This window comes from Streptomyces sp. NPDC051909 (genome assembly GCF_040681095.1).
GTDB lineage: Bacteria > Actinomycetota > Actinomycetes > Streptomycetales > Streptomycetaceae > Streptomyces.
Genome location: NZ_JBFAYA010000025.1, coordinates 62,751 through 87,899, shown reverse-complemented (window position 1 = coordinate 87,899; position 25,149 = coordinate 62,751). Strand labels below are relative to the sequence as shown.

Here is a 25,149-nt window from a genome sequence, read left to right as displayed (position 1 = left end):
GTGCGGTGAAGCCTAGACACCTCCACCACACCGGAGGTCTTCGCCATGATCAAGACCCACAACTGTCAACAACGCTCGTGATCAATACACCTAGGCCGTCCAGGACCCGCCGAGTGGTCCCGGCGCGGCGGAGGGAGGACGCTGGACGTGAGCGCGTCCGGGTGTGCCGAGGCGCACCGCACGGGGCCCTCCGCCCGGCGCGCAAGGGCCTCAGCGCCCTGGGGCGCTGACCCCGGCCCCCGCCCCCCCGTGGCCTAGCAGCGGATGCGCCGCCCGGCGCGCGGCCCCACCGTGGACGCGTGAAGCGTCGTCAGCAGCCGGCGCCCCGCGCGGCGACCCGCCGCCCGGCGGTCAAGGCCCTCGCCGGCCTCGCCGCCGCGCTCCTGCTCGCCGCCGGCGCCACCGGCTGCGGCACCGGCACCGAGGCGCCGCGGGCCGCCGCGCCGCCCGCGGGCACCGCCCCCGAGCGGTTCCGGCACCCGGGCGTCGTCGTCGGGGGTGCCCAGCTCTCGGCCGTGCGCAAGCGCGTCGCCGCCGGGCAGGAGCCGTGGAAGTCGGCGTTCGAGGAGATGAGCGCCAGCAGGTACGCGGCGCTCGACTACACCCCGCACCCCGCCGAGGTGGTCGCCTGCGCGTCCAACGCCGGCACCGACGCCTGCGTCGCCGAGCGCGAGGACGCCATCGCCGCGTACACCCACGCCCTGATGTGGTCCGTCACCGGCGAGCGGGCGCACGCCGACAAGGCCGTCGAGATCATGAACGCCTGGTCGAAGACGGTGAAGCGGCACACCCGCGACGACGCCGACCTCCAGACCGCCTGGTCCGGCTCCTCCTGGGCGCGCGCCGCCGACATCGTGCACGCCGGCTACCCGGCCTGGAAGGGCCCCGAGGTGCAGCGCTTCAAGTGGATGCTGCGCAAGGCCTATCTGCCCGACGTCACCGCCAAGGTCCCAGACCACAACGGCAATTGGGAACTCGCGATGACCGACGCCGCCATGGGCATGGCGGTGTTCCTGGAGGACCGCACGCTCTTCGAGGACTCGGTACGGCGCTACCGCGCCCGCGTCCCCGCCTACTTCTACCTCGCCTCCGACGGCGCGCTGCCCAAGCCCCCGCCCGGCGGCACCATCAGGACCGCCGACCAGCTCGCCACGTACTGGTTCGGCCAGCGCACCTACCGCGACGGCCTCGGCCAGGAGACCTGCCGCAACTTCATGCACATCGGCTACTCCCTCGCCGCCACCGCGCACATCGCCGAGACCGCCTGGCACCAGGGGCTCGACCTCTACCGCGAGGAGGCCGACCGGCTCACCGCTGCCCTGGAGTTCCACGCCCGCTACCAGCTCGGCGCGACCCCGCCCGGCTGGCTGTGCGGCGGCAAGGTCGAGCGGACCATGGGCCCGGACGTCGAGGTCGCCCTCAACCACCTCCAGGGGCGGATGCACCGCGACCTCCCGGAGACCGCGAGGCTCGCCCAGAGCCAGCGGCCCGGCGGCACCGACGACCTGTTCGTCGCCTGGGAGACCCTCACCCACGCCGCCAACCCGAGCGCCGCGTAGCCGCGCGTAGGCTTTCCGGGTGATACCTCAGGAGCTGCGGCACGGCCGCTACGTCAGCCTCACCACCTTCCGGAAGAACGGCACCGGGGTGGCCACCCCGGTCTGGTACGCGGTCGACGGCGACGAGCTGTACGCCTGGACCCGCACCGACTCCTGGAAGGTCAAGCGGCTGCGCGACGACCCCCGGGTCGTCGCCGCCCTCTGCGACGTGCGCGGCAATGTCGCCGAGGGCGCGGTGCGCGCCGAGGGCACGGCCCGGCTGGTCGCCGGGGAGGAGCTGCGACGCGTACGCAGGCTGCTGTCCCGCAAGTACACCTGGCAGTTCTGGGCCGTCGACTGGCCCGCGACCCTCGCCCGGCTCGGCAAGCGCCCGCACACGGGCATCGTGGTGAGCTTCCCCCGGTCCTAGACGACTCGGGTCCTGGACGATCCGGCTCCTGAGACGACGGGGCTCCTGAGACAACTCGAAAACTCAGCGTAGTCGTCCCGTAACACCAGTGTGGTCCACTGCCCCTGGAGCAAAGGGGCAGTCGCATGACGGTGCATCAACTCACGGCGGACGTCGCCGCGTTCACCGGATGGCTCAGCGGGCTCGCGGGCCGTCTCGAACCGGGCCAGGGGTGGTACGGAGTCTTCGCCGCCCGCGACCCGGAGGGGATGCGCGCCTGCTTCGACGGTACGGACATCCTGCCCTGGGACGTCGCCGAGTCCCTGCTCCAGGACCTCGGCGAGCCGGCCGACGGGCCCCGCGCGCTGCACGGCCGGGCCCTGCACCGGGCCGCCGCGGCCGCCCACGACCGGGCGCCCGGCGGAGCGGCGGCGCTCGCCGAACGGCGTGCCCTGATGGCCGACGAGATCCGGTACGCGGAGCAGCGCATCCGGGAGCTGCACGGCCGGCCCGACCCGGACGGCGCCCTGTTCTGGGCGCAGGACGACCACGTCCGGGCCACCGCCCGGGTCGCCGAGCTCACCGAACGGCTCGAACAGCTCGACCGCCTCGCCGGAGCCGTACGGGCCCCGGTGCCGCCCGAGCCGGTGCGGCGGCGTCCGCGCGGGGCCCGGTACGCCTGGGTGGCGGAGGAGTCCGAGCCCGTCGTCGACCCGGTGGCGGAGCCGGTCACCGGGCCGGTCCCGACGGCGGCCCCGCTCGCCGCGCCCCGAGGCGCCCGCTTCGCGCCGGTTCCGGCCGACCCGGCACCCACCCCCGGTCCCGCCCCCGCCCCGGCTCCGGAGCCGGACGAGGCCGCCCGCGCCGTGCGCGCCGCCGGGAACGCCGTCTACGCCCTGCGCCGGCTCCGCGCCCAGGGGCGCACCGGCGAGGCGCACGCCCTGCTCTGCGAGGCGCTGGCCGGGCCGCCCGGGTGGCTGCCCGCGCTCGCCGGGGAGCTGGCGGCGGCCGGTCTCGCCGCCGACTGGGCCACCCTGCTCTGGGAGGCCGCCGACCTGCCGCCGGACCGGCTCGCCGCCGTCGCCGTGGCGCTCGCCGACGCGGGCCGGGCGGAGGACCGCGACCGGCTGCTCCGGCAGGGCGCGGCCCGCCCGGTGGCCGAGCTGGCCGAGGCCTGCGCCGCGCTGCGCGCCGTACGGCGGGACGCGGAGGCCCGGGCCCTGCTCGGCGCCTTCCTGGGCTGCCGTACCCCCGAGGACGCCGCCGCCCTTGCCGCCACCGACCCCGCCGCCCTCGTCCCCGAACTGCGCGCCGCCGCCCGCGCGCTCTCCCCGGCCCGCGAGCGCGACCTGCTGCACGCCCTGCGGGTCGCGGGTCTCGCCTGACCGGCGCGCTCCGACTCGTACCGGCACGTGTCGGTACGTGTCCGACGTGGACCACTCGGGTATGAAACATGATCGACTCCGCTACTTCACGGCAGTGGTCTTGCTCCGGGGTGTGACGGGGCTTACGTTCTCTCTCTACGCACCGCGTCTACGTGCGTAGAGGCTCTCTGACGCCGCGCCGAAGGAGCAGCTCATGACCGACGTCGTACGCGCCGCGCTCGTCCAGGCGACCTGGACCGGCGACACCGAATCCATGATCGCCAAGCACGAGGAGCACGCCCGCGAGGCCGCCCGGCAGGGGGCGAAGGTCATCGGGTTCCAGGAGGTGTTCAACGCCCCGTACTTCTGCCAGGTGCAGGAACCCGAGCACTACCGCTGGGCCGAGCCCGTGCCCGACGGCCCCACCGTGCGCAGGATGCAGGAGCTCGCCCGGGAGACCGGGATGGTGATCGTCGTCCCGGTCTTCGAGATCGAGGGCGCCGGCTTCTACTACAACACCGCCGCCGTCATCGACGCCGACGGCTCCTACCTCGGCAAATACCGCAAGCACCACATCCCCCAGGTGAAGGGCTTCTGGGAGAAGTACTACTTCCGCCCGGGCAACCTGGGCTGGCCGGTCTTCGACACCGCCGTCGGCAAGGTCGGCGTCTACATCTGCTACGACCGGCACTTCCCCGAGGGTTGGCGCCAACTCGGCCTCAACGGTGCCCAGTTGGTCTACAACCCCTCGGCCACCCACCGCGGCCTCTCCTCCTACCTCTGGCAGCTGGAACAGCCCGCCGCGGCCGTCGCCAACGAGTACTTCATCGCCGCGATCAACCGCGTCGGCATCGAGGAGTACGGCGACAACGACTTCTACGGCACCAGCTACTTCGTCGACCCGCGCGGCCAGTTCGTCGGCGACGTCGCCTCCACCAAGGAGGAGGAACTCGTCGTGCGCGACCTCGACTTCGGCCTGATCGAACAGGTCAGGCAGCAATGGGCGTTCTACCGGGACCGTCGCCCCGACGCCTACGACGGGCTGGTGCAGCCGTGAGCAGCCTCTACCACCGCCACCGCGCCGTCATCCCCGACTGGGTCGCCCTCTACTACAAGAACCCCCTCGAACTCACCCACGGCGAGGGCCGGTACGTCTGGGACGCCGACGGCCGGCGCTACCTCGACTTCTTCGGCGGCATCCTCACCACCATGACCGCCCACGCCCTCCCCGAGGTCACCAAGGCCGTCGCCGAACAGGCCGGGCGGATCATCCATTCCTCCACCCTCTACCTCAACCGCCCCATGGTGGAGCTCGCCGAGCGGATCGCCGCCCTCTCCGGCATCCCCGACGCCCGGGTCTTCTTCACCACCTCCGGCACCGAGGCCAACGACACCGCCCTGCTGCTCGCCACCGCCTACCGGCGCTCCAGCCAGATCCTGGCGATGCGCAACAGCTACCACGGGCGCTCCTTCTCGACCGTCGGCATCACCGGCAACCGCGCCTGGTCGCCCACCGGCCTCTCCCCGCTGCAGACCCTGTACGTGCACGGCGGCGTCCGCGGCCGCGGCCCCTTCGCCGAGTACAGCGACGAACGCTTCATCGACGCCTGTGTGGCCGACCTCGAAGACCTCCTCGGGCACACCCATGACGTCGCCGCCCTCATCGCCGAACCCATCCAGGGCGTCGGCGGCTTCACCTCCCCGCCCGACGGCCTCTACGCCGCCTTCCGCCGGGTCCTCGACCGCCATGGCATCCTGTGGATCGCCGACGAGGTGCAGACCGGCTGGGGCCGCACCGGCGAGCACTTCTGGGGCTGGCAGGCGCACGGCCAGGCCGGACCGCCCGACATGCTGACCTTCGCCAAGGGCATCGGCAACGGCATGTCCATCGGCGGCGTCGTCGCCCGCGCCGAGATCATGAACTGCCTCGACGCCAACTCCATCTCCACCTTCGGCGGTTCGCCCGTCACCATGGCCGCCGGTCTCGCCAACCTCGGCTACCTCCTGGAACACGACCTCCAGGGCAACGCCCGCCGGGTCGGCGGCCTGCTCATCGAGCGCCTGCGGGGTGTCGCCGCCGGCGTCGACGCCGTACGCGAGGTGCGCGGCCGCGGCCTGATGATCGGCATCGAGCTCACCGAACCCGGCACCGCCCGGGCCAACCCCGACGCCGCGTCCGCCGTCCTGGAGAGGACCCGGGAGAACGGCCTGCTCATCGGCAAGGGCGGCGGCCACGACACCAGCGCCCTGCGCATCGCGCCCCCGCTGTCGCTCACCGTCGCCGAGGCCGAGGAAGGCGCGGCCATCCTCGAACAGGCCCTCAGGTCCCTCTAGTTCGCGTCCCTCCGGTTCGCGTCCCCTCGTCCGCGATCCCTCTCGTCGCAGGGAGAAGTCCCGTGAGCACCCGCACCCTGATCCGCGGCGGCCTGGTCGTCACCGCCGCCGACGAACTGCACGCCGACGTCCTGATCGAGGAGGGCCGCATCGCGGCCCTCGCCGCCCACGGCTCCGACATCGCCGCCGGCTGGACCGCCGACCGCACGATCGACGCCACCGACCGCTACGTCCTCCCGGGCGGCGTCGACGCCCACACCCACATGGAGCTGCCCTTCGGCGGCACCTTCGCCTCCGACACCTTCGAGACCGGCACCAGGGCCGCGGCCTGGGGCGGCACCACCACCATCGTCGACTTCGCGGTGCAGAGCGTCGGCCACCCCCTCCGCGAGGGCCTGGACGCCTGGTACGCCAAGGCCGACGGCAACTGCGCCGTCGACTACGGCTTCCACATGATCCTGTCCGACGTCAACGAGCACACCCTGAAGGAGATGGACCGGCTGGTCCAGGAGGGCATCTCCTCGTTCAAACTGTTCATGGCCTATCCGGGCGTCTTCTACAGCGACGACGGACAGATCCTGCGGGCCATGCAGCGCGGCGCCGAGAACGGCGGGCTGATCATGATGCACGCGGAGAACGGCATCGCGATCGACGTCCTCGTCGAGCAGGCCCTGGCCCGGGGCGAGACCGACCCCCGCTACCACGGGGAGGTCCGCAAGGCTCTGTTGGAGGCGGAGGCCACCCACCGGGCGATCCAGCTCGCCCGGGTGGCGGGCGCGCCGCTGTACGTCGTCCACGTGTCGGCGGAGGAGGCCGTCGCCGAACTGGCGGCGGCCCGGGACAAGGGGCTGCCGGTCTTCGGCGAGACCTGCCCGCAGTACCTCTTCCTCTCCACGGACAACCTCGCGGAGCCGGACTTCGAGGGCGCCAAGTACGTGTGCTCGACGCCCCTGCGGCCGAAGGAGCACCAGGCGGCGCTGTGGCGGGGCCTGCGCACCAACGACCTCCAGGTGGTCTCCACCGACCACTGCCCCTTCTGCTTCGTCGGCCAGAAGGAGCTGGGCCGCGGCGACTTCTCCAAGATCCCCAACGGTCTGCCGGGCGTCGAGAACCGCATGGACCTGCTCCACCAGGCCGTCGTGGACGGGCACATCTCGCGCCGCCGCTGGATCGAGATCGCCTGCGCCACCCCGGCCCGGATGTTCGGCCTCTACCCGCAGAAGGGCACGATCGCGCCCGGCGCGGACGCCGACGTCGTCGTCTACGACCCGCACACCACCCAGACCCTGTCCGCGACCACCCACCACATGAACGTCGACTACTCGGCGTACGAGGGGAGGACGATCACCGGCCAGGTCGAGACCGTCCTCTCCCGCGGCGAACCCGTCATCGAGCAGCGCAAGTTCACCGGGCGCGCCGGACACGGCAGCTTCGTCCCCCGCTCCACCTGCCAGTACCTGAACTAGGAAGGCCGCACCCTTGGACTTCGGACTCGTCCTGCAGACCGACCCGCCCGCGTCCCAGGTCGTCGGCCTGATGCGCCGGGCGGAGCGCAACGGCTTCCGCTACGGCTGGACCTTCGACTCCGCCGTGCTGTGGCAGGAACCCTTCGTCATCTACAGCCAGATCCTCGCCAACACCACGAAGCTGCACGTCGGCACGATGGTGACCAACCCGGGGACGCGTACGTGGGAGGTGACCGCCTCCACCTTCGCCACCCTCAACGACATGTACGGCAACCGCACCGTCTGCGGCATCGGCCGCGGCGACTCCGCCATGCGCGTCGCCGGCCGCAAGCCCAACACCCTGGCCCGCCTCGGCGAGGCCATCGAGGTCATCCGCGACCTCGCGGAGGGGCGGGAGGCGACCGTCGACGGCAACCCGATCCGGATCCCGTGGGTGAAGAACGGGAAGCTGCCGGTGTGGATGGCGGCGTACGGGCCCAAGGCCCTCGCGCTCGCCGGGCAGAAGGCCGACGGCTTCATCCTCCAGCTCGCCGACCCGTTCCTCACCGAGTGGATGGTCAAGGCCGTCCGGGAGGCGGCGCGCGAGGCCGGCCGCGACCCCGACGCGCTCACCGTCTGCGTCGCCGCCCCGGCGTACGTGACGGCCGACGCCTCGCCCGAGGCGATGGCTCACGCCCGTGAGCAGTGCCGCTGGTTCGGCGGCATGGTCGGCAACCACGTCGCCGACCTGGTCGCCAAGTACGGCGAGCACTCCTCGATGGTCCCCGAGGAGCTGACGGCGTACATCAAGGACCGGCACGGCTACGACTACTCCCACCACGGTCGCGCCGACAACCCGGACACCGCCTTCGTCCCCGACGAGATCGTCGACCGCTTCTGCCTCCTCGGCCCCGCCGAGGCCCACATCGAGAAGCTGAAGCACCTGCGCGAGCTGGGCGTCGACCAGTTCGCCGTCTACGACATGCACGACAACCGCGAGGGCACCATCGACGCCTACGGCTCCGAGATCATCCCCGCGGTCAACGCCTGACAGCCCCACGGCCCCACAGCCCCACCGCCCGACCGCCCGGCCCCTCCACTCCTCCCAGGAAGGGTTCCGCCGCCATGACCGCCACCACCCCCTCGGACAGACCCGCCGACCCCGCCATAGCCGGTCCCGGTCGCGTCGAGCTTCCGCCCGGCGCGACCGGGGCCGACCCGCGGTTCGTTAACGACGACCTGCTGCCGGTGCCCGTCGCCGCCCGCCGCTGGACCACGTACAACTTCGCCGCCCTCTGGGTCGGGATGGCCCACAACATCCCGTCCTGGCTGCTGGCCTCAGGGCTCGTCGCGCTCGGCATGGACTGGGTGCAGGCGGTGCTCACCATCGCGCTCGCCAATGTGATCGTGCTGCTGCCGATGCTGCTCACCGGGCACGCCGGACCCAAGTACGGCATCCCCTTCCCGGTCCTCGCCCGCGCCTCCTTCGGCCTGCGCGGCGCCAACCTTCCCGCCCTCGTCCGGGCCGGCGTCGCCTGTGCGTGGTTCGGGATCCAGACCTGGATCGGCGGTCAGGGCGTCTTCGTCCTGCTCGACAAGGTCTTCGGCGGCGACTGGGCCGGGGCCTCGAAGGTCGCCGGACAGCCCTGGACGCTGTGGCTGTGCTTCGCGCTGTTCTGGGCCCTCGAGCTCGCCATCATCCACCGCGGCATGGACGCCCTGCGCCGCTTCGAGAACTGGGCCGCGCCCTTCGTGATCGTCGGCGCCGTGGCCCTGCTCGTCTGGATCGCGGTCAAGGCCGGCGGCTTCGGCCCCCTCCTCGACCAGCCGTCCGAACTCGGCTGGGGAGCAGATTTCTGGCCCGTCTTCTTCCCCTCCCTCATGGGCATGATCGCCTTCTGGGCCACCCTCAGCCTCAACATCCCCGACTTCACCCGCTTCGGCGCCGGCCAGCGCGCCCAGGTCTGGGGCCAGACCCTCGGCCTGCCGACCACCATGACCTTCTTCGCGCTGCTCTCCGTCCTCGTGACCTCCGGCTCGCAGGCGGTGTACGGGGCGCCGGTCTGGGACCCGGTGGCGCTCGCCGCGAAGACCGACAACGTCTTCGGGCTGCTCTTCGCCCTGGTCACCGTGCTCGTCGCGACCCTCTCGGTGAACATCGCCGCCAACGTCGTCTCACCCGCGTACGACCTCGCCAACCTCGCCCCGAGGCTCGTCGACTTCCGCAAGGGAGCCCTGATCACCGGAGTCGTCGGCGTCCTGATCATGCCCTGGAAGCTGACCTCCACCCCTGAGCTGTACATCTTCACCTGGCTCGGCCTCGTCGGCGGTCTGCTCGGCACGGTCGCGGGCATCCTCATCGCCGACTACTGGCTGGTCCGCCGCACCCGCCTCGACCTGGCCGGGCTGTACCGTCCCGACGGCCCCTACTGGTACCGCGGCGGCTGGAACCCGGCGGCCGTGCTCGCCTTCGCGGTCGGCGGCGTCCTCGCCGTCGGCGGCTCCCACTCCGCCCCCGGCACCGGCCCCTTCCCCGAGGACGGCCTGATCCCCTTCCTGAAACCCCTCGCCGACTACGGCTGGGCCGTCGGCCTCGTCGCCTCGCTCCTCCTCTACACCGGCCTCATGACGCGGCGGGGCTCCCGACCCGGCCCGGACGCACGGCTGGACACGCGCACGTCTCCGTGACACCCGCGCCCGGGCCGCCTGACCGGGGTCCGGTCCCGCCTCAGGGCATCCGCGGCGGCGCCCACCCCGGTACGTGCGCCGCCGCGGCCCGCTCCCAGGCGGCCACGCCGCCGGACAGCGGCCAGGCCCGGGTGATCTCCGTCGCCCGCTCGATCGCCGTCAGGGCGTCCGCGAGCCGCCGGCTCGCCGCCCCCGCCTTCACCCGGGCCAGGGGGCCGGGCTCCAAGGCCGCCATGCGCTCCTCGTACTCCCGGAGCGGCCGCTCGGAGCACACCGCCACGTACGCGGCGTCGACCGCGCGGGAGAGCAGCAGGACCTGCGGCCGGCCGCCCTCGGCGAGCGCCGCGACCAGCCGGTCGTGCCCGTCGAGCACGACCGGCACGTTCAGCCCGCTGATCCACCACAGCAGCACCGGCGCGAGCACCCCCTCGCGGAAGCGGCGCCGGTACGCCTTCACGCGCGGCGCGTCCGGAGCGGACAGCGCCCGCAGCGGCAGCAGATCGCGGGCGTCCTCGACCGGGTCGCCGTAGCCGAACCAGGTGAGATGCCCCCGGTCGGTGTCATGCGGGAGCAGCCTGGCCCAGTGGTGCTCCACGAACCAGCCCGGGACCACCGGCGCCAGATGCCAGTCGCCCTCGTGCAGCGGCCCCCGGGCCGCCCCGCGCAGCTCCGCCGCCCAGCGCGCGGCCCAGCGCTCGGTCCACTCCGCGGAGCCGGGCGGCGCGAGCGCGGCGAGGGCCCGGTCGTCGGCGGCCCGCAGGGGGGCGAGCGGTGACACGTACCGCCCGGTGCGCGCGTAGTGCACCCCGTGGTGCGTAGCCCGCTGACGCGCGAACAGCACCGGCCGTCCGCCCTGGACAAGCAGCAGCCGTCCCTCGTCCGCGCACTCCATCCGCAGCCCCGGCCGCACCGGTTGATCGATCCGTATCGGCATGCGGGCAGCCTAGGGCGCGTCCTACGGGACCCGGACCTGGTACGCGGGGGTCGTCCCGTAGTTGTCCACAGGTCGCCGCAGCGCTCCCGGAATGTCAGACGGGTGTGGTGGGATGGACGTATGACCGAACGAAGCGTGACGACACGAGACACGAGGGTGACCACGGACGACGACTTCCTCGCCCGGCTGCTCGCCGGCGACACCACCGAGGTGGAGGAGGCCGTCCGCAAGGCGGCCGCCGCCGAGATCATGCCGCGTTTCCGGCAGCTCGACGCCGCCGAGATCGACGAGAAGAACGGGCCGCACGACCTGGTCACCGTCGCCGACCGGGCCGCCGAGGCCCACCTGACCGCCTCCCTCACCGCGCTGCTGCCCGGCTCGGTGGTGGTCGGCGAGGAGGCCGTGCACGCCGACCCCGCGACATACGAGGCGCTGAAGGGCGACGCGCCGGTGTGGATCGTCGACCCGGTGGACGGCACCCGCCAGTTCGTCCGCGGCGAGGACGGCTTCTGCACCCTGGTCGCCCTCGCCCGCCGCGGCGAGCTGCTCGCCTCCTTCACCTTCGCGCCCGCCCTGGACGAGTTCGCCGTCGCGGTGCGCGGCCGCGGCGCCACGCTGAACGGCGCGCCGATACGGGCCGGGGCGCCCGCCCCCGGAGCGGTCCTGGAGGTCGCGACCTCGCACCCCGACTACACCACCCCGGACCAGAAGCGGGCCCTGCTCGGCCTGCGCACCGAGGGCGTCCGCCCGCGCCCCTGCGGCTCGGCCGGACTGGAGTACCTGGCGGTGGCGCGGGGCACGCTCGACGCCGTCGCCTTCTCCTGGGAGTACGCCTGGGACCACGCGGCGGGACTGCTCCTCGTCGAGGAGGCCGGCGGCACGGACCTGACCCTCACCGGCGAGCGCTTCCGGATCGCCGGAGGCAACGCCCTGCCGTTCACGGCGGCCCGTGACGCGGCCACCGCCGCACGGATCCGGTCACTCCTCGGGGCCGGGTAAGTCCCCTACGGGGCCGGGAATATGCTGGGATCCTTGGCCGGCCGACGAAGGAGTCCAAGGTGCCGTCGATGCTCGATGCCGTCGTCGTGGGGGCGGGGCCCAACGGACTGACCGCCGCCGTGGAGCTCGCCCGGCGCGGCTTCTCGGTCGCCGTCTTCGAGGCCAGGCCGACGGTCGGCGGGGGCGCTCGCACCGAGGAGCTGACCCTGCCGGGCTTCCGTCACGACCCCTGCTCGGCCGTGCACCCGCTGGGCATCGGCTCGCCGGTCTTCCGCACCATGCCGCTGGACCGGCACGGCCTGGAGTGGCTGCATCCCGAGCTGCCCATGGCCCACCCCTGGGACGACGGCACCGCGGCCGTCCTCTCCCGCTCCGTCGCCGAGACCGCGGCCTCCTTCGGCCCGCGCGACGCCGGCGCCTACCGGCGGCTGGTCACGCCCTTCCTGCCGCACTGGGACACCCTGTTCCGGGACTTCATGCAGCTGCCGCTCACCGCGCTGCCGCGCGACCCGGTCACCCTCGCCCGCTTCGGCCTCGCCGGACTGCCGCCGGCCACCTGGCTGCTGCGCCGCTTCCACGACGAGAAGGCCCGCGGACTGCTCGCCGGGCTCGTCGGCCATGTCATCGCCCCGCTCGGCGGCCTCGCCACCGGCGCCGTCGGCCTGGTCTTCGCGCTCGCCGCCCACGCGGTCGGCTGGCCGCTGCCCCGGGGCGGCTCCCAGTCGATCTCCGACGCCCTCGCCGCGTATCTGAAGGAGCTCGGCGGCGCCGTCCACACCGACTTCGAGGTCAAGCGGCTCGACGACCTGCCGCCGGCCCGCGCCTATGTCTTCGACACCTCGCCCACCGCCCTGGCCCGGATCGCCGGTCTCGGCGCGGCCTATGACGGTTACCGCTACGGCGCCGCCGCGTTCAAGATCGACTACGCCCTGTCCGGGCCCGTGCCATGGACCAGCGAGGCCGCCCGGCGGGCCGGCACCGTCCAGATCGGCCCCACCATGGGCGAGATCGACACCGCCCTCCACCAGGCCTCCGGCGGCACCGCGCCCGACACCCCGTTCCTCATCACCGCCCAGCCCAGCCTGGTCGACCCCGGCCGCGCCCCCGAGGGCAGGCATGTCTTCTGGGCCTACGGCCATGTCCCCAACGGCTGGCGCGGCGACCTCACCGACGCCATCGAGCGGCAGATCGAGCGCTTCGCGCCCGGCTTCCGCGATCTGATCCTGGCCCGCGCCACCGCCGGGCCGCCCGAACTCGCCGCCCGCAACGCCAACTACGTCGGCGGCGACATCGCCTGCGGGGCCGCCCGCGGACTGCAGCTGTTGCTGCGCCCCAAGCTGTCCCTGTTCCCGTACCACACCCCGCACCCGGCAGTCTTCCTCTGCTCCTCCGCCACCCCGCCCGGCCCCGGTGTCCACGGCATGTCCGGCCACAACGCCGCCAAGGCCGTCTGGCGCCGACTGCGCACCCCAGCCGGCCGCTGACACCTGCCGGCACCTGCCGTTTATCCGGATGTCCCGGCGGCCCGGCGGCGCGAGGATGGAGCCATGAGCACCGCATCCGACCGACCCGACCGTTCCGACGGACCCGAGATCGTCCTCGTCCGCGGCGACATCACCGAGCAGGACGCCGACGTCATCGTCAACGCCGCCAACTCCTCGCTCCTCGGCGGCGGCGGAGTCGACGGCGCGATCCACCGCAAGGGCGGCCCCGCCATCCTCGACGCGTGCCGCACGCTCCGCGCCGGCCACTACGGGCGCGGCCTCCCCACCGGCCAGGCCGTCGCCACCACAGCCGGAAACCTCGCCGCCCAGTGGGTCGTCCACACCGTCGGCCCGGTCCACAGCACCCAGGAGGACCGCTCCGAGCTGCTCGCCTCCTGCTACCGCGAATCCCTGCGCGTGGCAGACGAGTTGGGCGCCCGGACCGTCGCCTTTCCGGCCATCTCCACCGGCGTCTACGGCTGGCCGATGGACGACGGCGCCCGCATCGCCGTCGAGACGGTCCGGGCGGCGCGGACATCCTCCGTACGGCAGGTCCGCTTCGTCCTGTACGACGCGGCCGCGTACGCCGAGTTCGAGGCCGCGCTCTAGGAGGCCGGTGAGGCGGGGGAGGCCGGACGCCCGTACCCCGGACGGTCCGAGTGGTCCTGGCCGTGCTCGGCCCACGAGTAGAGGTGCAGGACCAGGCCGTCGGGGTCGCTGAAGACCAGCAGCCAGCCGATGCTCGCCTCGATCACCGGCGAGTGCTCGACGCCCAGCGCGTCCAGGTGGGCCGCCCACGCCTCGGCGTCGGCCCGGTCCCTGATCGCGAAGGACACTGGGTCGAAGCCGGCGCAGCCCCGCGCCGCCTCCGGGTTCTCCCGCAGGGCGACGAGCGTGCCGTTCAGGCCGGGCACCGTGCCCCCGACACCGCGCACCACGCCCTCGTCGTCCGGGAACTCGATCACCGTCTTGAATCCCAGGACCCGGCCGTACCAGTCGAGGGAGCGCGGGAGATCGGTGACGGGGATCTTCACATGGTGGATTCCGGCGAGTTCCGGCATGGCGGGCCTCCTCGGGCCGTGTCCGTCGGGCCTTCTTCGTCGAGCCTCATTCACCGCAGTGCCGCTGCGGTGAATTACTTCTAGACTGCTCCCCATGGCAGACCCCGTCAAGACAGACCCGCCAGACCTGCCAGGGCCGCCGGATCCGGGCAGACGGCCCTACGCCTCGCCGAAGCGCGCCGCGTCGGCCGCCCGGACCCGCGCCCGGATCCGGGAGGCCGCGGGCCGCCTGTTCGTCGAGCAGGGATACGCGGCGACCCGCATGCGGGAGGTGGCGCGGGCCGCCGGGGTGGGGGAGCGGACCCTCTACGACGCCTTCCCGACCAAGGCCGCGCTGTTCGGCCACACCCTGGGCGTCGCCACCGTCGGCGACGAGGAGCCCGTGGCGGTCGCGGACCGCCCGGAGTTCAGTGAGCTCGGCAGCGAGACCGACCCGGCCGGGACCGTCGACGCCCTGATCGCCCGGACCGCGGAGCTCCTCGACCGCGCCGGTGACCTGATCATGGTGAGCGTGGAGGCGGCCGGCGCCGACCCCGACATGCGGGCCGCCGCCGACGCCGGAGCCGCCGCCACCCACGCCGTCTACCTCCGGCTCACCACCGCCCTGCACGAGCGCGGCGCGCTCCGCCCCGGCCTCGACGCCGCCCGGGCCGCCGACATCCTCTTCGCCGTCGTCTCCCCGCACGTCCACCAGCTCCTGCGGCGCCATCGCGGCTGGTCGGCCGAGGAGTACCGGGGCTGGCTGAGCGAACTCGTCGCCGCCCAGCTGCTCGCGCCGGAACACCGGCCGGACAGCTCACGTTGATGTCGTTTTCTCGCCAGCCCGGCCCGCCCGCGATCACCGATCCTGGAGCCATGCACACCGACACCGAGCGCTGCGTGCGGGCCGTCCAGTCGAAGGACGCCCGCTTCGACGGCGTCTTCTTCACCGCCGTCCGCACCACTCGGATCTACTGCCGGCCCAGCTGCCCCGCCGTGCCGCCCAAGGCCGAGAACATGGAGTTCCACCCCAGCGCCGCGTCCTGCCAGCGGGCCGGCTACCGGGCCTGCAAGCGCTGCCGGCCCGACACCAGCCCCGGCTCACCCGCCTGGCACGCCCGGGCCGACGCCGTCGCCCGCGCCGTACGCCTCATCCAGGACGGCATCGTCGACCGCGAGGGCGTCCCCGGGCTCGCCGCCCGCCTCGGCTACTCCACCCGCCAGATCGAGCGCCAGCTGCTCGCCGAACTCGGCGCGGGACCCCTGGCCCTCGCCCGCGCCCAGCGCGCCCAGACCGCCCGGCTGCTGATCGAGACCACCCCGCTGCCCATGGCCGAGATCGCCTTCGCCGCCGGGTTCGCCTCGATCCGCACCTTCAACGACACCGTCCGCGAGGTCTTCGCCCTCACCCCCGGCGAACTGCGCGCCCGCGCCACCCGACCCCGCGCGGGCGCGGCCGGCTCCCGCACCGCGCCCGCCCCGACGGCCTCCGGGACGATCACCCTGCGGCTGCCGTTCCGCGCCCCGCTCGAACCCTCCAACCTCTTCGGCCATCTCGCCGCCACCGCCGTCCCCGGCGTCGAGGAATGGCGCGACGGCGCCTACCGCAGGACCCTGACCCTGCCCTACGGACACGGCATCGTCGCCCTCGCCCCGCGGCCCGACCACGTGCTGTGCCGGCTCTCGCTCACCGACCACCGCGACCTCGCCCACGCCATCAGCCGCTGCCGCCGTCTGCTCGACCTCGACGCCGACCCGGTCGCCGTCGACGGACAGCTGCGCGACGACCCGCTGCTCGCGCCGCTCGTCGACGCCGCGCCGGGCCGACGGGTGCCCCGTACCGTCGACGCCGCCGAGTTCGCCGTCCGCGCCGTCCTCGGCCAGCAGGTGTCCACGGCCGCCGCCCGCACTCACGCCGCCCGCCTGGTCACCGCGCACGGCGTGCCCGTCGACGACCCCGAGGGCGGCCTCACGCACCTCTTCCCGACGCCCGCCGCGCTCGCCGGACTCGACCCCGAGACCCTCGCGCTGCCCCGCAGCCGCCGCACCACCCTGCTCACCCTCGTCACCGCCCTCGCCGACGGCAGCCTCGCGCTCGGCCCCGAGAGCGACTGGACCGAGGCCCGCGAGAAGCTGCGCGCCCTGCCCGGCTTCGGCCCCTGGACCACCGAGGTCATCGCCATGCGGGCGCTCGGCGACCCCGACGCCTTCCTCCCCGGCGACCTCGGCATCCGCCGCGCCGCCCAGGGCCTCGGCCTGCCCGCCGCCCCGGCCGCGCTCACCGCCCGCGCCGCACACTGGCGGCCCTGGCGCGCCTACGCCGTCCAGTACCTGTGGGCCACCGACAGCCACCCCATCAACCACCTGCCCGCGTAAGGAACTCGATCGATGCCCACCGTGACGCACACGGTCGTGGACAGCCCCTACGACCTGCTGACCCTGGTCGCCGTCGACGGCGTGCTCAGCCGTATGTACATGACCGACCAGCGGCACCGCCCGCCGGAGGAGACCTTCGGCGAGCCCGACCCGCGCCCCTTCACCGAGGCCGTGCGGCAGCTCGACGCGTACTTCGCGGGCGAACTCACCGAGTTCGACCTGCCGTTGCACCTCGTCGGCACGCCGTTCCAGCTGCGCGTCTGGGAACAGCTCAGGCTGATCCCGTACGGGGAGACCCGGACGTACGGCGAACTCGCCGAGGCCCTCGGCAGCCCCGGCGCCTCCCGCGCGGTCGGCCTCGCCAACGGCAAGAACCCGGTCACCATCATCGTCCCCTGCCACCGGGTGATCGGCTCCGGCGGCAGCCTCACCGGCTACGGCGGCGGCCTCGACCGCAAGCAGCGGCTGCTCGCCTTCGAGTCGGGCGCCGGCGAACCCGACGCCCTGTTCTGACCCGGCCCTGATCCGCCGGACAGGCCCTACCGCAGCCGGTCGAGGAGCGCGGGCAGGGCCGTGCCGATCGGCTCGCGCACGACCTCGGCCGCGACCGGGTCGTACGGGGTCGGCTCGGCGTTCACGATGATCAGGCGGGCGCCGTGCTCGGCCGCGATGCCCGCGAGCGAGGCGGCGGGCTGCACCTGGAGGCTGCTGCCGACCGCGACGAAGACGTCCGCGGCCTTCGCGATGGACATCGCGTTGCCGAGCACCACCGGGTCGAGCCGCTCGCCGAACATCACCGTCGCCGACTTCAGGATCCCGCCGCACGCCCGGCACGCCGGATCGTCCTCACCGGCCTCCACCCGGGCGAGCGCCTCGGCCATCGACGAGCGCGCGTGGCACGCCGTGCACACCACCGCCCGCGCCGAGCCGTGCAGTTCGAGCACCTTCCGCTCGGACACCCCGGCCGCCTGGTGCAGCCCGTCCACGTTCTGCGTGATCACCCGCAGCGCGTGCCCGCTCTTCTCGAACGCGGCGATCGCGCGGTGCGCCACATTCGGCTCGGCGGCGAGCACCGGCCCGTCCATCCGCATCCGCCACGAAAGCCGCCGCACCTCCGGGTCGGCCATGTACGGCCCGTAGGTGACGAGCCGCTCCGCCTCGGGGTCGCGGGTCCACATCCCGTTCGGCCCCCGGTAGTCGGGAATCCCCGAGTCCGTGGAGATGCCTGCCCCGCTGAGAATCGCCACCATGCTCATGCGGCGAGCGTAGGCGGCCCGGAATCGCTCCCGCGAACGTATTTGAAGCTGCTAGCTTCCCCGCATGCCCAAGGTCAGCATCTCCCTCGACGCCGAGCTTGTCGTCGAGGCCATGGTCCTCGCCGGCATCGGCAACCCGCAGGACGCCGTCGAGGCGGTCGTCCGTGACTACATCGCCCGCGGCCACCGCACCGAGGCCCGCACGGCCTCCCGCGAGGAACCCCTCCGCACCGGCCGCCTCACCCCGCCGGAGCCGGAACAGGGCTGAGCGCGCCGTTCACCGGGCCGCCGGGCGGCCGTTCTCCAGGTCCACCGCGCCGCCGCCCGTCGTCAGCGCGTCGAGGGCGGACCGGACGCGGTGGGCCAGGGGGCCCGGAAGGTGGTGGGGGAGTTCGGCGGGGTGGACCAGCTTCCAGGAGATCAGTTCCTCCTCCTGGAGGCGGATCTCGGCGAAGCGCTCGTCGGGAAGGACCCCGCCGTCGAAGAGGTACGCCACCAGCGGGGGGCGGTCCGCGCCCGGCACCCAGTCGACCGCGAGCAGCGCGCCGAGCTCGACGTCGAGGCCGATCTCCTCCGCCGTCTCCCGGCGGGCCGCCTGCCGGGGCGACTCGCCGGTGTCCGACTCGATCGTGCCGCCCGGCAGTGCCCAGCCCTCCCGGTAGTTGGGCTCGACGATCAGCACCCGGCCGGTCGCGTCCCGGAACAGGGCGGCGGCACCGGCGAGGACGCGCGGCAGGCTCGCGATGTACGTGGCGTAGTCAGAGGTCGTCATCCCGTCAGCGTAGCCAGCCGCAGCGTCCGCTCCGCCAGCTCGCCGATCCGTACCCCGTCGAAACCCGTCACCGCGCTGCGCACCCGGTCCCGCAGCGGCTCCGACCACTGCGGCGGGATCGCCGCAGCTCCGCACAGCACCCCGGCCACCGAACCGGCCGTCGCCCCGTTGGAGTCGGTGTCCAGACCGCCGCGCACGGTCAGCGCCAGGGTGCGGGTGAAGTCGCCCTCGCCGTACAGCAGTCCGGCGGTGAGCACCCCCGCGTTCGGCACCGTGTGGATCCAGCCGAGCGCACCGGTCTCCCGGCGCAGCTCGGTCAGCGTCTCCGACCACTCGACGCCCGCCTCGTGCAGCGCCATCGTGTGCCGTACGGTGCGGGCGAGCCGGCAGCCCGCCGGGATCCGTTCCAGGGCGGTGCCGAGCGCCGTCCGCGCGTCGGGCGCGGTGAAGGCCGCGGCGACCAGGGCCGCCGCCCACATCGCCCCGTACACCCCGTTCCCCGTGTGCGAGAGCACCGCGTCGCGGCGGGCCAGCGAGGCGGCCCGGCGCGGATCGCCCGGTGAGGTCCAGCCGTACACGTCCGCCCGGATCAGCGCGCCGATCCACTCCTGGTACGGATTGTCGTACGTGGCGGTCAGCGGCGGCTTCAGCCCGTTCGCCAGGTTCCGGTAGGCCACCCGCTCGGCCGTGAAGGTCTGCAGATACGGCAGTCTCAGCAGCCACAGCTCGCCGACCTGCTCGGTGCTGAAGTCGAAGCCGCGGGTCTCAAGGAGGTGCAGGCCCAGGATCGAGTAGTCGACGTCGTCGTCCCGGCAGCTGCCGTTGATCCGGCCGCGCACGCACTGCGGCCACTCCGGGCGCAGCTCGAAGCCGTCCGCGCCGGCCGCGGGCGGCGGCGGGAAGTAGTCGGTGAGCGGCAGCGCGTCCGTCAGCCGCAGATACGCGTCGATGCGCTCGGGCGTCCAGTGGTCGCCGCGCTCGACCGGTTTGCCGAGCATGTTCCCGGCGATCCGCCCCGTCCAGCCGCCGAGGATCCGGTCGGCGAGCTCGCCGCGCCCGAGCCGGACGGAGCCACCGCCCGTGACGCCGTTCGCGACGCCGCCCCTGACGCCACCCGCAACGCCGCCCGCAACGCCGTGCGCGACCTCGCCCATGACTTCGCTCATGACTCCGGTCTAGCCGACGGGCCGGGCGGGCGCGCGCCGACCCGCCCACCCGGCCCTCACCGGGCCCGGCCTCACTCCTGGTCGCCACGCCCCGTACGGGACCTCGCCGCCCGGCGCAGCCGGTGGTGCCGGGCCGCGCCCCGCCCGCCGGCCCGCCCGTCGACCGCCTCGCCGACCATCGCCCCCACCACGTCCCCGACGCCGTGCACCGCGTGGTGCCGGGCCGGGCCCGCGCCCGGGTCCTCCCGCAGCTCCTTGAGGAGCGCCCAGCACAGCCCCAGCATCACCAGGACGAACGGCAGCGCCACCAGGATCGTCGCCGTCTGCAGCGAGCTCAGCCCGCCGGCCACGAGCAGCACCGCGGCCACCGCCGCCATCAGCACGCCCCAGGCGACCACCAGCCAGGTCGGCGGGTGCAGCGAGCCCCGGCTGGTCAGCGAGCCCATCACCAGAGAGGCCGAGTCCGCGCTGGTCACGAAGTACGTCATCACCAGCAGCATCGCGAGGTACGAGGTGACCGTGCCGATCGGCAGCGCGTCCAGCATCGCGAACAGCGAGGCCTCCGCCCCGTCCTTCACCGCCCCCGCCAGGTCCGCCGCGCCCGTCGAGTCGAGCCGGATCGCCGTGCCGCCCATCACGCAGAACCAGATCACCGTCGCCCCCGAGGGCACGAGCAGCACCCCGGACAGGAACTCGCGGACGGTGCGGCCGCGCGAGATCCGGGCGATGAAGGTGCCGACGAACGGCGCCCAGGACAGCCACCAGGCCCAGTAGAAGATCGTCCACGCGCCCAGCCAGGCGCGGTCCGTGAACGCGCCCGTGCGGCTCGCCATCGGCAGCAGCTGGTGCAGATAGCCGCCCACCGAGGCCGGGATCGTGTCCAGGACGTACACGGTCGGGCCCAGCAGGAACACGAACAGGGCCAGCGCCGCGGCCAGCACGATGTTCAGCGTCGACAGCCACTTCACGCCCTTGTGGAGCCCGGAGAACGCGGACAGCACGAAGGCCGCCGACAGCGACACGATGATGATCAGCTCGGTGGCCGTCGAGTCCTCGACCCCCGCGGTGATGTTCAGTCCCTCCGCGACCTGCAGCGCGCCCAGACCGAGGCTGGTCGCCGTCCCGAAGACGGTCGCGAACACCGCGAGCAGGTCGACTGCCCGGCCCGGCCAGGAGCGGGCCCGACGCTCGCCCATCAGCGGCACGAACGCGGCGCTCAGCGTGTTGCCGCGCCCCTTGCGGAAGCCCGCGTACGCCAGGGCGAGGCCCGCGATGCCGTAGATCGCCCACGGGGTGAGCGTCCAGTGGAAGAACGAGTACTCCATGGCCGTGCGCGCCGCCGCGCCCGACTGCGGCGGGACCCCGCTCGCCGGGGGCGGGTTCAGATAGTGCTGGAGCGGTTCCCCCACCCCGTAGAACATCAGCCCGATGCCCATGCCCGCGCTGAACATCATCGCGATCCACGCGAGGTTACCGAACTCCGGCTTCGAGTCGTCCGCGCCGAGCCGGATCCGGCCGAAGCGGCTGAGCGCGATCACCACACAGAGCACCAGGAAGACGTCGGCGGCGGTCACGAACAGCCAGGCGAAGGTGTTCAGGACCCAGCGCAGCGCCGAGGACGAGGCGTCGTCGAAGGACTCCTTGCCGAGCGCCGCCCAGGCCACCACGCCCACGACGGCCGCCATCCCGATCCCGATGACCTTCGTGTCGGGGCGGGGCCTGGGTTCGTCGGTTTGATCGATCAGTTCGGTGCTCACCGGCCCCACTATGGTGCGGAATATCGCCTTATCCGGGGGTGGCACGCCGTCTTCGGGTACGGATAGGGTCGGCCCTGGCGCGACTGCCTGTTCGAAAGCAAGGGATGCAAGGTGACGGACGGAGCAGTAACTGAGGTCGCACGCGTGCTCGTCGCGGCCGACAAGTTCAAGGGTTCGCTCACGGCCGTACAGGTCGCGGAGCGGGTCACAGCAGGTCTGCGACGGGTCGTCCCGGAGCTCGAGGTGGAGACGCTGCCCGTCGCCGACGGCGGCGACGGCACCGTGGCGGCGGCCGTGGCGGCCGGGTTCGAGCGCCGCGAGGTCACCGTGACCGGGCCGGTCGGTGAGCCGGTCACGGCCGCGTTCGCGCTGCGCGGGACCACCGCGGTGGTGGAGATGGCGGAGGCGTCCGGCCTCCAGCTGCTGCCCGCCGGGGTCTTCGCCCCGCTCACCGCCACCACGTACGGCTCGGGCGAGGTGCTGCGCGCCGCGCTCGACGCGGGCGCCACCACGCTCGTCTTCGGCGTCGGCGGCAGCGCCACCACCGACGGCGGCGCCGGCATGCTCGCCGCGCTCGGCGCGGTGTTCCTGGACGCGGACGGCGAGCCGGTGGGTCCGGGCGGCGGCGCCCTCGCCGGCCTCGCCTCGGCCGACCTGTCGGGCGTCGACCCGCGCTTCGAGGACGTCGACCTCGTCCTCGCTAGCGACGTGGACAACCCGCTGACCGGCCCGAAGGGCTGCGCGGCGGTGTACGGGCCGCAGAAGGGCGCGACCCCCGAGGACGTCGAGACCCTCGACGCGGCCCTCGCGCACTACGCGCGGGTCCTGGAGAAGGCGATCGGCCCCAAGGCCACCGAGCTCGCGGCCTCCCCGGGCGCGGGCGGCGCGGGCGGCATCGGCTACGGCGCGCTGCTGCTCGGCGCGAGCTTCCGCCCCGGCATCGAGCTGATGCTGGACGTGCTCGGTTTCGCCCCCGCCCTGGAGCGGGCGACCCTGGTCATCACCGGCGAGGGCTCCCTCGACGAGCAGACCCTCCACGGCAAGGCCCCCGCGGGCGTCGCCGCGGCCGCCCGCGCGGCCGGCAAGGAGGTCGTCGCGGTCTGCGGCCGCCTCGCCCTCACCCCCGCGGCCCTCGGCACCGCCGGCATCCGCCGCGCCTACCCCCTCACCGACCTGGAGCCGGACCCGGCCAAGTCCATCCCGAACGCGGGCCCGCTCCTCGAACAGGTGTCGGCGAACCTCGCGCGGGACTTCCTGGCGTAGCGGGACTTCCTGGCGTAGGGGCCGCCGCCCGCGCGAGCCGGGTGACACACCCCCGTAACACCGGGGTGTGAGTCTCGTGCCCGTGAACGTACGCATCGAAGCCTCACGCTCCCGCACCCGCACCCGCACTCACCCGGCCCAGGAGCCGCTGGAGGCGCCGGGAGGGATCCGGATCCACCGTCTGACGGCCGAGGAGGTACGTCTCAAGGCCGCCGACGGCCTGGGCGCCCTCCTGGTCGACGCGGTGGCCGGCGGCGCCTCCGTCGGCTTCCTGGCGCCGCTGGACCCCGCCGAGGCCGCCGCGTGGTGGGCGGAGGCGGCGGGGGTACGGGAGGTGTGGGCGGCCGCAGACCCGGCCGGGCGGCTTCTCGGTGCCGTCACACTCGTCCGCGACACCAAGGCGAACGGCCGCCACCGCGGCGAGATCGCCAAGCTGGTCGTCCATCGCGACGCCCGGGGCAGGGGCCTCGGCCGGCGCCTGCTCGCCGCCGCGGAGGCGCACGCCGCCGCCACCGGACTGACCCTCCTGGTCCTGGACACCCAGACCGGCAGCCCGGCCGAGCGGCTCTACCGCGCCGCCGGCTGGACCCCGGCCGGCACCGTCCCCGACTTCGCCGCCGCCCCGGACGGCGCCCTCCACCCCACGACGCTGTACTACAGGCGGCCGGCCGGCTGACGGCATGCGAAAGGGCCCGGACGCTCTCGCGTCCGGGCCCTTTCTCGTATCGCCTACCGCAGCTGTGCGGCCTCCGCCTGCCGCGCCTCGCGGCTCTCGCGCCGGTTGTCGCGGAAGGTGTTCACTCGCCGGGCCGTCGCGAAGAGGGGGATCACGGCGCCCATCACCACCTGCAGCGCGCAGCCGGTCTGGAGGAGGAACTGTCCGCCCGGGGCGTCGAACGCCCATGCCGCCAGCATCGCCATCGCCCCGACGATCCAGCTGAGCATGGCCGCCGCGAGGATCCCCCGCGGCTTCGGGTACTCGACCCGGCTCACCATCAGCCAGGCGACGCCGATGATCGCGAGCAGCGTCGGGATGAACGGCAGCTCGAGCAGGACGATCGACACGACGGTCAGCGCGCCGAAGGGGCTCGGCATGCCCTGGAACATGCCGTCCTTCATCGTCACGCAGGAGAACCGGGCGAGCCTCAGCACCACCGCGAGCAGCACCAGGACCGCGGCCACGGCCGAGACCTTCTGCTGCGCGCCGGGCGTGACCATGCCGTACACGAGTACGAAGTAGGCCGGGGCGAGACCGAAGCTGATCAGGTCCGACAGGTTGTCGAGCTCGGCGCCCATCGGCGAGCTGCGGAGCTTGCGCGCCACGATGCCGTCGAAGAGGTCGAAGATCGCCGCGGCCAGCATGAGGATCACGGCGGTGGCGGCGCTGTTGCGCGCCATGCCGGTCTCGCTGCTCCCGGTGAGGTGCGGGATGAGGATGCCGGTGGTGGTGAAGTACACCGCCATGAAGCCGCACGTGGCGTTACCGAGCGTGAGGGCGTCCGCTATGGACAGCCTCAGCGACAGCGGCATCTCCTCGGCGTCGTCGGCGTCCGCCTCCGACTCGGCGACCCATTCGGCCGCCCGTGTGTCGGGATCAATCACGGTCAATGCGAGTCACCCCCGCAGTCGTGGGCTGACCGACCTCGACGGCGACGTCGACACCCTCGGGGAGGTAGATGTCGACCCGCGAGCCGAAGCGGATCAGTCCGATCCGGTCACCCTGCTCGACCTTCGTCCCCTGCGGGATGTACGGCACGATCCGCCGGGCCACGGCGCCGGCGATCTGCACCATCTCGATGTCGCCGAGCTCGGTGTCGAAGTGCCAGACAACGCGCTCGTTGTTCTCGCTCTCCTTGTTGAACGCCGGCACGAAGCCGCCGGGGACGTGCTCCACGGACGTCACCGTGCCGGCCAGCGGCGCGCGGTTGACGTGGACGTTCAGCGGGCTCATGAAGATGGCGACGCGGGTGCGTCCGTCCTTCCACGGCATGATGCTCTGCACCACGCCGTCGGCGGGCGAGATGACCCGGCCCTGAGCGATCTCGCGCTCGGGGTCGCGGAAGAACCACAGCATGCCGGCCGCGAGAGCGGTGGCCGGCAAGGCGATCGCCTTGGCGCGCGTCGACTTGCGCGAGCGCGCCAGGCTGAGCGCCGCGGTGGCGACGGTCGGCAGAAGCCACGGCGATGCTCCGCGTGCGATGCGTACGCCCTTGAGGCTGTCGCGGTGTGCAGAGGTTTGGCTGTGGGGCATGGATGACCTTCGTAGCGGATGATGCCGCACTGGCAATCGGGGGACGGCGGCTTTCCGGCGATGCTATCGGTTG

25 protein-coding genes are annotated in these 25,149 nt (G+C 73.5%); 17 read left to right on the top strand and 8 right to left on the bottom strand.

The window, feature by feature from the left end:
• Positions 1 to 299: 299 nt before the first annotated feature.
• From AB0M18_RS30250 to AB0M18_RS30215, 8 genes are all read left to right on the top strand, one after another.
• Positions 300 to 1,559: an alginate lyase family protein gene (locus AB0M18_RS30250; protein WP_365763579.1), complete on the top strand. Its 1,260-nt coding sequence runs from the start codon at positions 300 to 302 to the stop codon at positions 1,557 to 1,559.
• Between the two features lie 19 nt (positions 1,560 to 1,578).
• Positions 1,579 to 1,968: a PPOX class F420-dependent oxidoreductase gene (locus AB0M18_RS30245; RefSeq protein ID WP_365763577.1), complete on the top strand. Its 390-nt coding sequence runs from the start codon at positions 1,579 to 1,581 to the stop codon at positions 1,966 to 1,968.
• A 125-nt stretch (positions 1,969 to 2,093) separates the two neighbouring features.
• Positions 2,094 to 3,332, top strand: a complete 1,239-nt coding sequence (locus AB0M18_RS30240) for a UL36 very large tegument protein (RefSeq protein ID WP_365763575.1) — start codon at positions 2,094 to 2,096, stop codon at positions 3,330 to 3,332.
• Between the two features lie 193 nt (positions 3,333 to 3,525).
• On the top strand, positions 3,526 to 4,368 hold the full coding sequence (locus tag AB0M18_RS30235) for a nitrilase-related carbon-nitrogen hydrolase (protein ID WP_365763573.1): 843 nt from the start codon (positions 3,526 to 3,528) through the stop codon (positions 4,366 to 4,368).
• Positions 4,365 to 5,645, top strand: a complete 1,281-nt coding sequence (locus tag AB0M18_RS30230) for an aspartate aminotransferase family protein (RefSeq protein WP_365763571.1) — start codon at positions 4,365 to 4,367, stop codon at positions 5,643 to 5,645. The genes AB0M18_RS30235 and AB0M18_RS30230 overlap by 4 nt, the downstream gene beginning before the upstream one ends.
• Before the next feature lie 62 nt (positions 5,646 to 5,707).
• Complete coding sequence (gene hydA, locus AB0M18_RS30225) at positions 5,708 to 7,111, top strand: dihydropyrimidinase (protein WP_365763569.1); 1,404 nt, start codon at positions 5,708 to 5,710, stop codon at positions 7,109 to 7,111.
• Positions 7,112 to 7,124: 13 nt separating this feature from the next.
• Entirely contained in the window at positions 7,125 to 8,141 is a 1,017-nt protein-coding gene (locus AB0M18_RS30220) for a TIGR03842 family LLM class F420-dependent oxidoreductase (protein ID WP_365763567.1), read from the top strand.
• A 74-nt stretch (positions 8,142 to 8,215) separates the two neighbouring features.
• A complete protein-coding gene (locus tag AB0M18_RS30215) occupies positions 8,216 to 9,778 on the top strand; it encodes an NCS1 family nucleobase:cation symporter-1 (protein WP_365763565.1) in 1,563 nt (520 codons plus the stop codon).
• A 40-nt stretch (positions 9,779 to 9,818) separates the two neighbouring features.
• On the opposite strand, the gene AB0M18_RS30210 is transcribed toward AB0M18_RS30215, so the two are convergent.
• Positions 9,819 to 10,712 (bottom strand): hypothetical protein, encoded by an 894-nt coding sequence (locus AB0M18_RS30210; RefSeq protein ID WP_365763563.1) that lies wholly within the window; start codon positions 10,710 to 10,712, stop codon positions 9,819 to 9,821.
• A gap of 120 nt (positions 10,713 to 10,832) precedes the next feature.
• Between AB0M18_RS30210 and AB0M18_RS30205 the strand changes: the two genes are divergently transcribed.
• The 3 genes from AB0M18_RS30205 to AB0M18_RS30195 all read left to right on the top strand — a co-directional run bounded on the left by AB0M18_RS30205 (position 10,833) and on the right by AB0M18_RS30195 (position 13,804).
• Positions 10,833 to 11,711 (top strand): inositol monophosphatase family protein, encoded by an 879-nt coding sequence (locus AB0M18_RS30205; protein WP_365763561.1) that lies wholly within the window; start codon positions 10,833 to 10,835, stop codon positions 11,709 to 11,711.
• 59 nt (positions 11,712 to 11,770) lie between these two features.
• Positions 11,771 to 13,195 carry an NAD(P)/FAD-dependent oxidoreductase gene (locus AB0M18_RS30200; RefSeq protein WP_365763559.1) on the top strand — a complete coding sequence of 475 codons (1,425 nt, stop codon included), beginning with the start codon at positions 11,771 to 11,773 and terminating at the stop codon, positions 13,193 to 13,195.
• Positions 13,196 to 13,258: 63 nt separating this feature from the next.
• Complete coding sequence (locus tag AB0M18_RS30195; protein ID WP_365763557.1) at positions 13,259 to 13,804, top strand: O-acetyl-ADP-ribose deacetylase; 546 nt, start codon at positions 13,259 to 13,261, stop codon at positions 13,802 to 13,804.
• On the opposite strand, the gene AB0M18_RS30190 is transcribed toward AB0M18_RS30195, so the two are convergent.
• The gene (locus AB0M18_RS30190) at positions 13,801 to 14,256 is read right to left on the bottom strand and encodes a VOC family protein (protein ID WP_365763555.1); all 456 of its coding nucleotides are present in this window, start codon (positions 14,254 to 14,256) and stop codon (positions 13,801 to 13,803) included. The two genes, AB0M18_RS30195 and AB0M18_RS30190, sit on opposite strands and share 4 nt — an antisense overlap.
• Before the next feature lie 94 nt (positions 14,257 to 14,350).
• Here AB0M18_RS30190 and AB0M18_RS30185 point away from each other — a divergent pair, with 94 nt between their 5' ends.
• The 3 genes from AB0M18_RS30185 to AB0M18_RS30175 are packed head-to-tail and all read left to right on the top strand — an operon-like array spanning position 14,351 to position 17,124.
• A complete protein-coding gene (locus AB0M18_RS30185; RefSeq protein ID WP_365763553.1) occupies positions 14,351 to 15,061 on the top strand; it encodes a helix-turn-helix domain-containing protein in 711 nt (236 codons plus the stop codon).
• Positions 15,062 to 15,111: 50 nt separating this feature from the next.
• Positions 15,112 to 16,611 carry an AlkA N-terminal domain-containing protein gene (locus AB0M18_RS30180; protein WP_365763551.1) on the top strand — a complete coding sequence of 500 codons (1,500 nt, stop codon included), beginning with the start codon at positions 15,112 to 15,114 and terminating at the stop codon, positions 16,609 to 16,611.
• Between the two features lie 12 nt (positions 16,612 to 16,623).
• Positions 16,624 to 17,124 (top strand): methylated-DNA--[protein]-cysteine S-methyltransferase, encoded by a 501-nt coding sequence (locus AB0M18_RS30175; RefSeq protein ID WP_365763549.1) that lies wholly within the window; start codon positions 16,624 to 16,626, stop codon positions 17,122 to 17,124.
• Between the two features lie 26 nt (positions 17,125 to 17,150).
• Here the strand turns inward: AB0M18_RS30175 and AB0M18_RS30170 are convergent, their stop codons facing one another.
• Entirely contained in the window at positions 17,151 to 17,867 is a 717-nt protein-coding gene (locus AB0M18_RS30170) for a Sir2 family NAD-dependent protein deacetylase (RefSeq protein WP_365763547.1), read from the bottom strand.
• 64 nt (positions 17,868 to 17,931) lie between these two features.
• On the opposite strand from AB0M18_RS30170, the gene AB0M18_RS30165 reads away from it, so the two are divergent.
• Positions 17,932 to 18,135 (top strand): DUF2191 domain-containing protein, encoded by a 204-nt coding sequence (locus AB0M18_RS30165; protein ID WP_365763545.1) that lies wholly within the window; start codon positions 17,932 to 17,934, stop codon positions 18,133 to 18,135.
• A 9-nt stretch (positions 18,136 to 18,144) separates the two neighbouring features.
• Here the strand turns inward: AB0M18_RS30165 and AB0M18_RS30160 are convergent, their stop codons facing one another.
• The 3 genes from AB0M18_RS30160 to AB0M18_RS30150 form a co-directional block, all read right to left on the bottom strand.
• Positions 18,145 to 18,639, bottom strand: coding sequence for an NUDIX hydrolase (locus tag AB0M18_RS30160; protein WP_365763543.1), 495 nt, complete (start codon positions 18,637 to 18,639; stop codon positions 18,145 to 18,147).
• Positions 18,636 to 19,805 (bottom strand): ADP-ribosylglycohydrolase family protein, encoded by a 1,170-nt coding sequence (locus AB0M18_RS30155; RefSeq protein WP_365763541.1) that lies wholly within the window; start codon positions 19,803 to 19,805, stop codon positions 18,636 to 18,638. Before AB0M18_RS30155 ends, AB0M18_RS30160 begins: the two co-directional genes overlap by 4 nt.
• A gap of 71 nt (positions 19,806 to 19,876) precedes the next feature.
• Positions 19,877 to 21,490, bottom strand: a complete 1,614-nt coding sequence (locus tag AB0M18_RS30150) for a BCCT family transporter (protein ID WP_365763595.1) — start codon at positions 21,488 to 21,490, stop codon at positions 19,877 to 19,879.
• A 183-nt stretch (positions 21,491 to 21,673) separates the two neighbouring features.
• Between AB0M18_RS30150 and AB0M18_RS30145 the strand changes: the two genes are divergently transcribed.
• Complete coding sequence (locus tag AB0M18_RS30145; protein WP_365763539.1) at positions 21,674 to 22,825, top strand: glycerate kinase; 1,152 nt, start codon at positions 21,674 to 21,676, stop codon at positions 22,823 to 22,825.
• 181 nt (positions 22,826 to 23,006) lie between these two features.
• Positions 23,007 to 23,501, top strand: a complete 495-nt coding sequence (locus AB0M18_RS30140; RefSeq protein WP_365763593.1) for a GNAT family N-acetyltransferase — start codon at positions 23,007 to 23,009, stop codon at positions 23,499 to 23,501.
• 53 nt (positions 23,502 to 23,554) lie between these two features.
• On the opposite strand, the gene pssA is transcribed toward AB0M18_RS30140, so the two are convergent.
• Together pssA and AB0M18_RS30130 are read right to left on the bottom strand one after the other, a co-directional pair.
• Positions 23,555 to 24,427 carry a CDP-diacylglycerol--serine O-phosphatidyltransferase gene (gene pssA / locus AB0M18_RS30135; RefSeq protein WP_365763591.1) on the bottom strand — a complete coding sequence of 291 codons (873 nt, stop codon included), beginning with the start codon at positions 24,425 to 24,427 and terminating at the stop codon, positions 23,555 to 23,557.
• On the bottom strand, positions 24,420 to 25,076 hold the full coding sequence (locus tag AB0M18_RS30130; protein WP_365763537.1) for a phosphatidylserine decarboxylase: 657 nt from the start codon (positions 25,074 to 25,076) through the stop codon (positions 24,420 to 24,422). Before AB0M18_RS30130 ends, pssA begins: the two co-directional genes overlap by 8 nt.
• Between the last annotated feature and the right edge of the window lie 73 nt (positions 25,077 to 25,149).